The organism is Kocuria oxytropis (genome assembly GCF_040981195.1).
GTDB lineage: Bacteria > Actinomycetota > Actinomycetes > Actinomycetales > Micrococcaceae > Kocuria > Kocuria oxytropis.
The window spans coordinates 53,101-65,664 of the sequence record NZ_JAVFXA010000010.1; the positions used below are offsets into that span (position 1 = coordinate 53,101).

Sequence of the window (12,564 nt, forward strand, 5' to 3'; positions counted from 1 at the left end):
ACTACTAGGGGAGATTACCATGGACCGCACCGCCATCTGGGACGCCGTCCACCGGGAGCGGTCCGCGCTGGCGGACCTGCTCGAGACCCTCAGCCCCGAGGAGTGGGGGCACCCCACGCTGTGCCCGGGGTGGGCGGTGCGGGACGTGGCCGCCCACGTCATCTCCTCCCCGCAGTTCGGGGTCGCCGATCTCGCCCGGGCCCTGTGGCGCGGCCGGGGCAACTACGACCGCGCCGTGCTCCTGGACGCCCGGCGCCGCGCCCGCCGGCCGGTCGAGCAGATCGTCGCGGACTACCGCCGTCTCGACGGCTCGAGGCGCCACCCCCCGGGCACCGGCGTGCGGGACCCGCTCCTCGACGTCCTCGTCCACACCCAGGACATCGCCCTGCCCCTGGGCCGCCACCACGCCATGCCTCCGGAGGCCGCCCGCACGGCCGCGGACCGGGTGTGGTCCGTGTCGTTCCCGTTCCGGGCGCGCCGGCGGCTGCGCGGGGTGACGCTCACCGCGACCGACACGGACTGGCGCGCCGGCGCGGGGCCCGAGGTCCGCGGGCCCATGGAGGCGCTGCTCCTGCTGCTGACCGGCCGGACGGCCGCGCTCGACCGGCTCGAGGGGCCGGGGCTGGCCCTCGTGGCACCGGGGGCGGAGGCCGCCCGCGGCTCTTGACACCCCGCGGCGGCGGCGAGGACGCTGGAGGAGGCGGCGCCCGCCGTCTCCTCCCCCGGTCCCCGAGGTGACCCATGGTCCAGCGCATCCTCTTCCTGCACGGTGCCGGCCCCCAGCCCTCCGACGGCGGCAACCCGGTGCTCGAGGCCGTGCGGCGGCAGTGGCCGGACGCCGACGTCGTGGCCCCCGGCCTCCCCCGCCCGGAGGACCCCGACCCGGAGCAGTGGCAGGAGGCCATCGGCCGGGCCATCCGGGCCATCCCGGACGAGCCGTGGGTGATCGTGGGCCACTCCCTCGGCGGGTCCGAGGCCCTGCGCTTCCTCTGCCACCGGATCCCCACGCTGCTGCAGCGCGTCGTGACCGTGGCGGCGCCCTGCTGGTGCCCGGAGCACCCCGAGGTGGAGGAGCAGGGCTTCGCCCTGCCCTCCACCGTGGGCCGGACGCTCGCGGACCTCGAGATCGTCGTGGTCCACGCCGAGGACGACGACGTCGTGCCCCCCGCCCACGCGCACTGCCTCAGCGAGCGGCTGCCCTCGGCCCAGCTCGTGCTGCTCCCCTCGGGCGGGCACCAGCCGACGTCCTGGACGGACCGCGGACTCATTGCGTGAGGTGACCCCGCGCGGGTCGGCGGATCCGCCGCCGTGCGGGAGCATGGGTGCCATGACCCGATCGCACCCGCAGCACCGCAGGACCGTCCGCACCGCCGGGGCCCTCGCCCTCCTCCTGGGACTCGCCGCCCCGGCCCCCGCGGCGGCGCTGCCGGCCGGATCCGTCAGCGAAGCGGCCGGGACGCCGTCGATCGCCGTCCCGGCCTCCTGCGGCCCGGCGGCGGCCGGGCCGTTCGCGGTCCCGGACGGGCCCACGGCGCAGGACGACCGGCGGGCCCTCGCCGCCGCGCTCGACGGCCTCGGTGCGGCGGTGGGCGCCGAGATCGGGCTGCTGGTGCAGGACCCGGACGGCCGCACGGTCCTCGCCCACCGCCCGGAGCTGACCGGCATGGAGGCGAGCCTGTCGAAGGTGCCGCTGGCCCTGACGACCCTGCGTCTGGCCGCCGATCGGGAGGGCCGGCTCACGGAGCAGCAGCGCGCCCTGATCCGCGACAGCGTCCACGAGAGCGGCAACGAGTCCACCTCGGCCCTCTACGGCGCGCTCGGCCCCACGGTCTCGGCCATGGAGAGCGAGCTCAACGAGACCTACGACCTCATGGGCGTCACCTCCACCCGGTCCTCGGGCGGCTGGGGCCACAACCTGACCACGGCCTCCGACCAGCTGGCCGTGCTGCGCACGGTCGTCCACGGGGCGGGCTGGCTGCCCGAGGAGGACCTGGCCTGGCTGCGGGAGCAGATGCGGCCCGCCCACCCGTCGCAGACGTGGGGCGTGGGGACCGCGCGCGCGGAGGGCACCCTCGTCAAGAACGGGTGGCTGCCGGACGCCGCGGGCCGGTGGGACGTCCACAGCGTGGGACGGGCGAGGGCGGGCGGGACGGCCCAGCACATCGCGGTGCTGGGCTCGGGCTACCCGAGTGCGGCCTGCGGCCAGGACGTGGCCACCGCCGTGGTGGAGCTGCACCTCGGTCTCGGGGCCGTCTGAGCGGCCGCGGGCTCATCGCCGGCCCGGGGCGACGTTGAGGTTGTGCCGGAAGAGGTTCCCCGGGTCGTAGCGGTCCTTGAGGGCGGCCAGCCGCTGGTGCTTCTCCCGCCCGTAGGCCAGGCGCGCGGCCTCAGCGCGGTCGCCCCCGAGCTCGGCGTCCGGGCCCATGAGGTTGATGTACTCGCCGTGCTCGGCGAAGGGCTGCATCCCCTCGCGCACGCCCCGGACGAAGGCGGCGAGGCGCTCGTCGTCGGCGGGGTCGTGCCGCACCCCGTAGACCGTCAGCCAGTACCGGGCGGACCGGTTGGGAAAGGCCGTGGCCTCCTCGGGCACCCGGCCGAAGGCGCCCTCGAGGAGGTGGACGTCGATGCCGGCGCCCCGGCACGTGATCCCGGAGCCCAGCCCGGCCAGGACGTCGACGACCTCCTCGTCCAGCCGGGAGAAGGGGACGTTCCGCCAGTGACCGTGCGAGCCCTTGGGGAAGGCACCGTCCCGGGCGCCCTGCCAGGTGACCCACGGCGTGGGGCCCATCTCCTCGGCGTCGGGCGGTGCGTGCTCCCGCAGGCCGTCGACGACGTCCAGGCCGGCCACGTGGTCCTCGGAGACCCAGCTGAAGCCCACGGTCAGCACGGGGTCGTCGCCCATCCCCGCCCCGGGCGGCGGGATCGCCAGGCTCAGGACGGGGTTCATCTCGTCCGGCAGACCGCGCGACCACTCGGCGAAGGCGGTGAGGGCGTCCTGCCAGTGCGGGCTGCGGTAGTAGAGGTTCCCGGCGAGCACGGCCGACGGCAGCCGGCGGGCCCGGAAGGTGAAGGAGGTGACCACCCCGAGATTGCCGCCGCCGCCGCGCAGTCCCCAGAACAGCCCGGCGTTCTCCTCCTCGCTGGCGTGCAGGTGGTCGCCGGCGGCGGTCACGACGTCGGCGGAGTCCAGGTTGTCGAGCGTCAGCCCGTTGCTGCGGGTCAGCCAGCCCATGCCCCCGCCCAGCGTCAGGCCCGCGACGCCCGCGGCGCCGACGAGACCGCCCGGCACGGCGAGGCCGTGCCGGGCCGTGGCCCGGTCCAGTCCGGCGATGGTGGTACCCGGCTCCACGCTCACGAGCTGGTTCGCGGGGTCGACCACGACACCGCGCAACCGCCCGAGGTCGAGCACCAGGCCGCCCTCGACCGTGCCGTGCCCCGCCACCCCGTGCCCACCGCCGCGCACGGCCAGCGGCAGCCGGGTGCGCTGGGCTGCGGCCAGGACGAGGTCGACGTCGCCGACGTCCCCGGCCCGCACGACGGCCCGCGGACGGGCGTCGATCATCCCGTTCCAGACCCGGCGGGCCCTGTCGTAGTCGGGGTCCCCCGGCTCGACCAGTCCGCCCGCGAGCCGGTCCCGGAGTTCCCGGAGCGCCCTGGCCGTCGCGTCGTCCGGCGCACGGTGGTCCGTGGTGCTCATGGCTTCCGCTCCTGCGCGAAGAATGTGTCGCCCCAGAGGCAAATTCTAGTCCGGCCGGTGCAGCACACGACGAAAGCCCTCGTCACGCGTGCATAACTCCGCGCCGGAGCTCAGGGCAGGTCCGCCCCGTCCGCACCGGCCTCCAGCGCGGGTCCGGCCTCCGGAGCCGCCGCGGCGTCCGCTCCCTCGACGGGGACGGTGGCCGCGGCCACCGCCGCGGCGGGACGGCGGGGCTCCTCGTCCTCCACGTCGGGGATCCCGTCCCCGTCGAGGTCGTCGTCCAGCTCGTTGCGCAGGCCGTCCCCGTCCATGTCCGGGTCGTCGACGTTGTCGATCCCGTCCCCGTCGACGTCATCGTCCAGTTCGTCGGGGATCGTGTCGCCGTCGATGTCGTCGTCCTCGACGTCGAGGATCCCGTCCTCGTCGAGGTCGCGCACCGTGTCCGGGACGACGACGGGGGCGACTCCCGGCTCGAGCACGGGCTCCGGGACCACCACCGGCTCCGGCTCCGGCTCGGGCTTCACGGGGGTCTCCCCGGGGACCGGCGGGTCCGGCACGGGCACGGTCACGACGGGAGACTCGGGCACGGTCACGACGGGAGCCTCCGGCACGGGCGCGGGGGCCGCCGGGACCGCGGGCGCGGGCCCGGGCACCACCGGGGCGTCCTGTCCGGGCGCGGGCACCACCGGCGTCGCGGGAGCCGGTGCGGCCTGGTCCTGCGGCACGGGCCGCTCCCCGGTCGGGGACTCCTCCCGTCCCGGGCCCTGCGCGGCATCGGCGGCCTTCTTCGCCGCCGCCCGCTTCGCGGCCTCGGCCTTCTGGGCCGCGGCCTTCTTCGCGGCCGCGTCCTTCTGCGCGGCGGCCTTCCGCGCCGCGTCCTTCTGCTGGGCTGCCTTCTGCTGGGCTGCCTTCTGCTGGGCGGCCTTCTTCTGGGCGGCCGCCTTCTTGTCCAGGGCGGCCTGCTGCGCGGCCGGGTCCTCGGCCGGGTCCGCGACGGGGACCTCCAGGGAGTACTTGCTGCGGGAGGCCGGGATCACCCGCATGCCGTCGACCCAGTCGAAGGACTGCGGGTCCACGGCCTGGCCGTTCACCCAGGTCTCGAAGTGCAGGTGCGGGCCCGTGACGCGGATGCCGGTGGCCCCCACCGTGCCGAGCTGCTCGGAGGCGGCGAGCCGGTCGCCGGTGCGCACCCGGACGTCCTCGAGGTGGTTGTAGGTGGTCTTGAGCCCGTCCGCGTGGGTGACCTCCACCCGGTTGCCGCCCCAGACGTCCCAGAACACGGCCGTCACCACGCCGTCGAGGGCGGCCACGACGGGCAGGCCCGCGGCGGCGGAGACGTCGGTGCCGTTGTGGAACTCGCGCCCGCCGCGGTCGGGGGCGATCCGCCAGCCGAACTGCCCGCCGGGCAGGACGGCCCCGGGCCGGGCCGGGGCGATGAGGGTGTTGACGGGCAGCTCGCCCTGGTAGAGCTTCGGCGCCTGCCGGCCCGGACGCACGGTGGAGGCCCCGTGCCGGCCGCCCTCGCCGCGCCCCGCGCCGGCCCGCCAGGAGCCCTGGCCCGCGCCGCCGTCCCGCACGGGCGAGCTCGCACGGTCCTCCCGCAGCGGCCCGGCCGGAGGAACAGCCTGCTCCTGTCCCGCCGCGAGCAGGGTCCAGCCGCCGCGCTGCCGCTCGGCGGAGGCGGCGGCCGGGGCGCCGAAGGCCGAGGCCCCCCGCTCCCCGCCGGTCTCCGGCGCGATGCCCGTGCTGACGGCCACGCTGACGGCCACGAGGGCCGAGAACGCGGTGAGGGCGGTCACCGGCGAGGAGGCACGGTGACGCAGGTCGGCGGGCGCAGGGCGGCGAGAGGAGTCGCGGGGCATGACGGTGTTTCCCCCAGGATGTCGCGGGAGGCGACGAGAAGTTCGAGCAGACGGTCGGGGCGCTCTCGCCCCGCGGCATCAGCTTAAGTGAACAACTCGCGGCGGCCGAGGGATCCGCCGTCCCCTCATCGGCGCCTTGTCACACGACGACTTTATGCAAACGCAAATGGTCGTCGGAGGGTGCCACCGGCCTCCCGCACCCCTTCGGGCGGACCGCACAGACGTCCGTGCGCCCCTCAGGCGGGCCCGGACCACCCGTCCTCCAGCAGGCCCCGGACGTAGGCGGCCTGGCCGAGGTGCTGCGCGGCGTCGTCGACCGTGCTCACCAGGCGCACCCCGCGGGTAACGGGAGGGGTCCAGGACCGGTCCACCACGTCGTCCCACCGGTCGTCCGCGAGCCCGCGGGCGTAGGCCACCGTGCGCTCCACCACCGCGTCGAGGTAGCCCTGCAACAGGTCGGGGGACGCCACCCGGATCCGGGCCACGTCCTCCGGTCCGTCGCCGAAGCCCGTGGCGGACTCGGGGACGTCGAGACCGAACCGCCGGCTCCAGCCCTCCGCGGTCCACACCTGGTCCGTGCCGGCGAGCTGGGCGACCTGCACGTCCTGCTGGCGGGCCGCGTGCCACACCAGCCAGGCCACCGAGTTCGCCGTCCCGCCCGGCATGGTGTTCAGCACCTCCCCCGGGATGGCCTCCAGCACGTGCTGCGCCACGTGGGAGGGCCGCCGCGCGGCGTCCTCGAACAGCTCCTGCAGGGTCATGCCGACCACTCCTTCCGCACCGTGGGGGCCGGGCGGCCCCTCCGCCCCCGAGCCTACGTGCGGCCGGCGGTCGCCGGACCGCCGGTCGCGGACGACCGGCACGGCCCGGGGCCGGTCAGGACGCCGCCGGCCGCAGCAGGCGGGCGACCGTGCCCGCGGCCAGGACCACCCCGACCGTCATGACCAGGGCCGTCCAGTGCATGCCCGCGGTGAAGGCGGCGAAGGCCGCCTCCCGCACGGCAGGCCCCAGGGCCCCGGCGTCCTCCGCGATCCCGACGGCTCCGCCGAGGGTCTCGTGCGCCGCGGCGGACGGGCCCGCCGCCAGCGCCGCGGGCAGGTCGAGGTGGCGCTGGTAGAACGCGGTCAGCAGACCGCCGAGCACGGCCGTGCCCAGCACCGCGCCGACCTCGTAGCCGGTCTCCGAGATCGCCGAGGCGGCCCCGGCCTTGTGCGGCGGGGCGGCCGTGAGGACGAGGTCGTTGGACAGCGTCTCGGCGAGCCCGATGCCGGTGCCGACCAGGCAGAAGGCGGCGAGGACCCCCACGGCGCCCGCGGAGAGGTCGGCGAGGGCGACCACGAGGAACCCGGCCGAGGACAGGAGCATCCCCGCCGTGATCACGGTCCGCGGGCTCAGCCACCGCACGGCCCGCACCGCCAGGAAGCCGGCCAGGACCGTGAGCACGAGGCCCGGGACCATGGTCAGCCCGGCGGCCATGGGGTCCAGGCCGACCACGAGCTGCAGGTACTGGGTCAGCATGAACAGGAACCCGTAGAGCCCCACGTTGCCGAGGACGTTGACGGTCACCCCGCCCCGGAACCCCGGGTGCCGGAAGAGGCTCAGGTCGAGCATCGGGTGCGCCAGGACCGCCTGCCGCCGCACGAACAGCACGCCGGCCAGCACGCCGAAGGCCGCGCTGAGCAGGCCGTGGAAGAGCTCCCCGGAGGCGGTGGCCGCCTTGATGCCGTAGACCACGGGGGTCATGGCGAGCATCGCGAGCAGCACGGAGGGGACGTCCACGGGCCCGGGCCGGGGGTCGCGCGACTCCGGCACCAGCACGGGACCGAGCACGAGCAGGGGCAGCAGCACCGGCACGGACATCAGGAACACCGAGCCCCACCAGAAGTGGTTGAGCAGGAAGCCGCCGACGATCGGGCCCAGCGCGGCGCCTCCGCTGAAGCCGCCGGCCCACACCGCGATCGCGATCCGGCGCTGGCCCGGGTCCAGGAAGATGTTGCGCAGCAGGGACAGGGTCGCCGGCATCAGCATGGCGCCGAAGAGCCCCATCGCGGCCCGGCCCGCCACGAGCAGCTCGGCCGTGGGGGCGAAGGCCGAGGCCGCGGAGACCGCCGCGAAGCCGGTGCCGCCGATGAGCAGCAGCCGCCGGCGGCCGATCCGGTCCCCCAGGGACCCGAGGGGGATGAGCAGGCCGGCGAGCACGAGGGGGTAGACGTCCACGATCCACAGCAGCTGCGCCCCGGTGGGGTGCAGCGCGCGGGAGATGGTGGGCAGCGCGAAGCTCAGGGCCGTGTTGTCGACCGACACGAGCAGGACGGGCATCATCAGGACCGCGAGCGCGGCCCATTCGCGCGCACCGGCCGTGGGGCGGGGCGTCAGCAGAGTGGTCATGGTTCACCTCCGGGGAGACGGATCGGGAGCGGACAGCCGCATTAACTGTACCGTCTAGACGGTACAGTTATGTGGGGGCTGGCACAATGGGCACCACGTCCGATCCAGGGAGGTCTTCCTCACATGCCGCGCCCACCCGTGGCCCGGGACAAGCTCCTGGCCGCCTTCGAGCAGATCGTCCTCGACGACGGCGAGCGCGCCGCGACCCTCGACGCCGTCGCCACCGCCGCCGGCGTGTCCAAGGGCGGTCTGCTCTACCACTTCCCGCACCGCCAGGCCCTCGTGGACGCCACGCTGCAGCGGCTCGAGGAGCTCATGCGCCTGGACCTGGAGGGCATGGCGTCGGCCCCGGACGGGGCGGCGCGCTACTTCCTCGTCACGTCGCTGTTCGAGGACAGCCGGCTGGACCGGGCCCTGATCGTGGCCTCCCGCCTGGTCCAGGCCGGGGACGAGAACGCCCGGGCCGCCCTCAAGCGCCTCGAGGAGGCGTGGTACGAGCTGATCCTCGCGGACGTGGGCGACCCGGTGGTGGCGACCGCCGTGCAGCAGATGGGTGACGGGCTCTACCACAACGCGTCGATCGGGCTGCTGCCGGACGCCAGCGCGCAGCGGCACACCATCCTGGAGCACCTGCTGGCCGCGGTGGACCGGCTCAGCCCGCGCCCCTGAGGGGCGCGCCCGCGGGGCGGGCCGGCGCCCGTCAGCGGTGGGGCCGGTGGCGGACGTGCTCGGGCCGGAGGCCGAGGCCGATGGCCCGTCCCGTCAGGTGGGGCAGGAACGGCAGGGCCCGCACGAGCCCCAGCGGCACCGGGGGCCGGGGCTCCCGGCCGGGCCGGGAGGGGACCAGCCGGCGGGCGAGGACGAGCTGGAACAGCTGGGTGGCGCGTGCCGGCCACGCCCGCCGCCGCTGCACCCGGGCGAGGTCCCGCTCCCGCACCCCGCCGTGCAGCAGCCGCGGCCCCAGGAGGTTCGCGGCGGCGACCGCGTCCTGGATCGCGAGGTTGATGCCCACGCCCCCGGCCGGGGACATGGCGTGGGCGGCGTCGCCCAGGAACAGGATCCCGGGCCGCCACCAGCGGCGCAGCCGGTCCACGCGCACGCGCAGCAGCTTCACCTGCTCCCAGTCCTCGATCGTGGCGAGCCCCTCCCCCAGCCCGGGGGCCAGCGAGCGCACCCGGTCCCGGAAGGCCTCCAGCCCCTGGGCGCGCAGCGCCTCGTGCTCCCCGGCCCGCACGATCATGGCGGCCTGCCAGTAGCCGGTGCGCGGCAGGGCGACCACCGCGCCGTCCCCGGCGTTGAACAGCGGCTGTTCCTGCCCCTCGGCCCGGGGCACGCGGAACCACAGGACGTCGATCCGGGAGGGCGAGGCCACCGGGGACAGTCCCGCCGCCGCCCGCAGCACGGAGTCCCGGCCGTCGGTGGCCAGGACCAGCTCGGCCCGGACCCGCACCGGCACCCCGTCGTCGTCGTGCGCGGTGACGCCGGTGCACCGGCCGTCCTCGACGAGCAGGCCGTCCGCTGCCGTGGAGCGCAGCAGCCGGAAGCCGGGCAGCGCCTCGCCCTTCTCGGCGAGCAGGTCCAGGAAGTCCCACTGCGGCAGGAACGCGATGAAGGGGCAGCGCACGGGCAGGCGGTCGAACCGGCCGACCACCACCGCCTCCCCGCCGAGGGAGACGGTGGCGCGCTCCACCCGGGTGTGGGGCAGCGCCAGGACGTCCTCGAGCCAGCCGAGCTCGGCCATCACCTCCAGGGTGGAGGGGTGCAGGGTGTCGCCGCGGAAGTCGCGCAGGAAGTCCGCGTGCTTCTCCAGCACGACCACGTCCACGCCCTGCCTCGCCAGCAGCACCCCGGCCATGAGCCCGGCCGGGCCGCCGCCCACCACGCAGCACGTGGTCCGCACCTGCCGCTCCGCCGCCTGCTCCGCCGCCACCGGTGCCTCCCGGGCCCTCGCCGAACCGCTGTCCCTGCCGAGGGTCCCACCGGGGTGCCGCCCGCGCAAGGGGCCGGGGCGGCCGGCACCCCGCCCTGCCGTCCACCGGCCGCGCAGGACCCCACCGCGTCCGGACCCCGGGTTCTCGCCGTGCACCCTTCCCACCGCCTCGCGCCCACGCCAGAGTGGACACCACAGGCAGGAGCACCGACCCCACCGACAGGAGTTTCCCGTGGGCCAGCTGATCGTCACCGAGTTCATCACCCTGGACGGCGTCGTCGACTCCCCCGGCGGCGGCCCGCACCCGCACGCCGGCTGGACCTTCCGGCACGTCCCCTACGAGGAGGCCGCCTACGAGCTCAAGGACCGGGAGCAGAAGGAGGCGGCCGCGATGCTGATGGGCAGGGTCAGCTACGACGAGTTCGCCCCCGTCTGGCCGTCGATGGAGGAGTTCGCCGAGTACAACGCCATGCCGAAGTACGTGGTCTCCTCCACCCTGGAGGACCCGCAGTGGCACCACACCTCCGTGCTGCGTTCCCTCGACGAGGTCGCGCAGCTCAGGGCCACGGTCGACGGCACGATCCTCGTGCACGGCAGCGCCACCCTCGCCCAGGGCCTCGCCGCCGCGGGCCTCGTGGACCGGTACCACCTGCTGGTGTTCCCCGTGCTGCTCGGCGCGGGCCGCCGCCTCTTCGACGACACCGCCGACACGTTCCGCACGCTCGAGCTGGTGGAGCACGAGGCCTACGCCAACGGCGTCCTCAAGACCGTCTACGACGTCGTGCGCTGACCCGCCCCTCGGTGCCCACCGTCCTCGTCCGCCGGCTGCTCCTCCGGGACGCGCTCGAGCAGGCCCTCGTGCTCCTCGACGAGCCGCAGGGACAGCTCCTTGTACCCCACCGAGTCGAACAGCACGGTGATCCGGTCCGGTTCCGCGCCCATGACGATCCCGTGCCCCCACTCCCGGTGGGTCACCGGGGTCTGGATCTCCCAGCCGTGCGGGGTGGCGGCGGCCCGCTCGGCGGCCTCGGCGGCGGAGCCGGTCTCCGCGCAGGTGTCGCAGTTGCCGCACCAGCCGTCGGTCTCCTCGCCGAAGTAGTTGAGCAGCCAGTCCCGCCGGCACCCGTCCGTCTCGGCGTAGCCGCGCATCATGTCGATCCGGGACCGGTTGATCCGGTGCCGGGCCTCGGCCTCCGCGAGCGCGGCGGCGACGGCGGTCCCCGGGTCGGCGCCGGGCGCGGCGCGGCAGCCCTCGCGCCCGGTGAGCACGCCGCCGCTGTGCTCGAGCAGGTGCAGGGCCCGGGCCTGGGCGCGGGGTCCGAGCCCGGTGTGCCCGCGCAGCTCCCGGGCCCGCACCGGCCCGTGCCGGCGGACCGCACGGAAGACCCGGTCCAGGTCCTCCGGCTCGGGGGCGGCGCCGGCGAAGTACTGCTGCAGCCCCAGGTCCTCGGAGCGGTAGTGCAGCACGGCGAGGGCCGGCCTCCCGTCCCGGCCGGCGCGGCCGATCTCCTGGTAGTAGCTGTCCAGGGAGTCGGGGATGTCCGCGTGCACCACGAAGCGCACGTCCGGCTTGTCGATGCCCATCCCGAACGCGGTGGTGGCCACGACCACGTCCAGCTCGTCGCCGAGGAACCGTTCGTGCACGTCGGCCCGCTCGGCGCGCCGGCGCCCCGCGTGGTAGGCCTCGGCACGCAGACCGCGCCGGGCGAGGGCGGCGGCGTAGTCCTCGGTCTCCTTGCGGGTCGCGACGTAGACCAGCCCCGGGCCCACGAGCCCGGCGACCTCGTCGAGCACCGCCCGGCGCTTGTCGGAGGACCGGTGGTGGCGCACCACGCGCAGCTCGATGTTGGGCCGGTCGAAGCTGTGCACCAGGACCAGGGGGTCGCGCAGGCCGAGCCGCTCGACGATCTCGGCCCGGGTGTGCGGGGACGCGGTGGCGGTGAGGGCCACCACGGGCGGGCGCCCCAGCCGCTCGGCCGCCTCCCGGAGCACCAGGTAGTCGGGGCGGAAGTCGTGGCCCCACGAGGAGATGCAGTGCGCCTCGTCCACCACGAACAGGGACGGCGGGTGCGCGGCGAGCCGCTGCGTCGTCTCCTCCCGCGCCAGCTGCTCGGGGGCGAGGAAGAGGAACTTGGCGTCCCCGCGCGCCACGGCCTCCCAGGCGGCACGCTCACGGCGCGCTCCCACGGCGGAGTTCACGGCGAAGGCGACCTCCGCCCCGAGGTCCTCGTTGATCGCCTCGACCTGGTCGTGCTGGAGGGCGATCAGCGGGGAGACCACCACGGCGGTCCCGGGCAGGACGGAGCCCGGGACCTGGTAGATCACGGACTTGCCGTGCCCGGTGGGCATCACGGCCAGGACGTCGCGGCCGGTGGCCGCCGCCTCCATCGCCTCGAGCTGCCCCTCCCGGAACTGCTCGATGCCGAAGCGGGACGCCGCGACCTCCCGGAGCCGGGCCCTGGAGACGTGCTCGCCGGGGCGCCCCGGGGTGGAGCCGCCCTCCTGGGCGGTCCCGCCGCCGGGGCTGCTGCGCCCGCCGTCACCGGCCCGGTCCGCCGGCATGCCCACCGTGCCCCTCTCCTCCGATCCGGCCCCTCGGGGGACCGGCCACGACAGCAACGGCACCGAGGGGATCCGGGAACTTCCCCGCCCCGGACGTGTGCGGTCCGCGTCCGGACGGACGGGGG

11 protein-coding genes are annotated in these 12,564 nt (G+C 75.8%); 5 read left to right on the plus strand and 6 right to left on the minus strand.

Going from position 1 to position 12,564, the window contains the following annotated elements; all coding sequences use genetic code 11:
* Positions 1-19 precede the first annotated feature (19 nt).
* The 3 genes from QYM41_RS11510 (at position 20) to QYM41_RS11520 (ending at position 2,257) form a co-directional block, all read left to right on the plus strand.
* The gene (locus tag QYM41_RS11510) at positions 20-667 is read left to right on the plus strand and encodes a maleylpyruvate isomerase family mycothiol-dependent enzyme (protein ID WP_368799876.1); all 648 of its coding nucleotides are present in this window, start codon (positions 20-22) and stop codon (positions 665-667) included.
* A gap of 74 nt (positions 668-741) precedes the next feature.
* Positions 742-1,275 (plus strand): alpha/beta fold hydrolase, encoded by a 534-nt coding sequence (locus QYM41_RS11515; protein WP_368799877.1) that lies wholly within the window; start codon positions 742-744, stop codon positions 1,273-1,275.
* A gap of 52 nt (positions 1,276-1,327) precedes the next feature.
* Positions 1,328-2,257: a serine hydrolase gene (locus tag QYM41_RS11520; RefSeq protein WP_368799878.1), complete on the plus strand. Its 930-nt coding sequence runs from the start codon at positions 1,328-1,330 to the stop codon at positions 2,255-2,257.
* A gap of 12 nt (positions 2,258-2,269) precedes the next feature.
* On the opposite strand, the gene QYM41_RS11525 is transcribed toward QYM41_RS11520, so the two are convergent.
* The 4 genes from QYM41_RS11525 to QYM41_RS11540 all read right to left on the minus strand — a co-directional run bounded on the left by QYM41_RS11525 (position 2,270) and on the right by QYM41_RS11540 (position 7,947).
* Complete coding sequence (locus QYM41_RS11525; protein ID WP_368799879.1) at positions 2,270-3,697, minus strand: FAD-binding oxidoreductase; 1,428 nt, start codon at positions 3,695-3,697, stop codon at positions 2,270-2,272.
* Positions 3,698-3,807: 110 nt separating this feature from the next.
* A complete protein-coding gene (locus tag QYM41_RS11530) occupies positions 3,808-5,496 on the minus strand; it encodes a M23 family metallopeptidase (protein WP_368799880.1) in 1,689 nt (562 codons plus the stop codon).
* A 299-nt stretch (positions 5,497-5,795) separates the two neighbouring features.
* A complete protein-coding gene (locus tag QYM41_RS11535; protein WP_368799881.1) occupies positions 5,796-6,320 on the minus strand; it encodes a mycothiol transferase in 525 nt (174 codons plus the stop codon).
* Between the two features lie 115 nt (positions 6,321-6,435).
* A complete protein-coding gene (locus QYM41_RS11540; RefSeq protein ID WP_368799882.1) occupies positions 6,436-7,947 on the minus strand; it encodes an MFS transporter in 1,512 nt (503 codons plus the stop codon).
* 123 nt (positions 7,948-8,070) lie between these two features.
* On the opposite strand from QYM41_RS11540, the gene QYM41_RS11545 reads away from it, so the two are divergent.
* On the plus strand, positions 8,071-8,616 hold the full coding sequence (locus QYM41_RS11545; RefSeq protein ID WP_368799883.1) for a TetR/AcrR family transcriptional regulator: 546 nt from the start codon (positions 8,071-8,073) through the stop codon (positions 8,614-8,616).
* A gap of 31 nt (positions 8,617-8,647) precedes the next feature.
* Here QYM41_RS11545 and QYM41_RS11550 read toward each other — a convergent pair whose 3' ends face one another.
* A complete protein-coding gene (locus tag QYM41_RS11550) occupies positions 8,648-9,877 on the minus strand; it encodes an FAD-dependent oxidoreductase (RefSeq protein WP_368799884.1) in 1,230 nt (409 codons plus the stop codon).
* A 232-nt stretch (positions 9,878-10,109) separates the two neighbouring features.
* On the opposite strand from QYM41_RS11550, the gene QYM41_RS11555 reads away from it, so the two are divergent.
* Positions 10,110-10,667 (plus strand): dihydrofolate reductase family protein, encoded by a 558-nt coding sequence (locus QYM41_RS11555; RefSeq protein WP_368799885.1) that lies wholly within the window; start codon positions 10,110-10,112, stop codon positions 10,665-10,667.
* On the opposite strand, the gene QYM41_RS11560 is transcribed toward QYM41_RS11555, so the two are convergent.
* On the minus strand, positions 10,649-12,439 hold the full coding sequence (locus QYM41_RS11560; RefSeq protein WP_368799998.1) for a RecQ family ATP-dependent DNA helicase: 1,791 nt from the start codon (positions 12,437-12,439) through the stop codon (positions 10,649-10,651). The genes QYM41_RS11555 and QYM41_RS11560 overlap by 19 nt on opposite strands.
* Between the last annotated feature and the right edge of the window lie 125 nt (positions 12,440-12,564).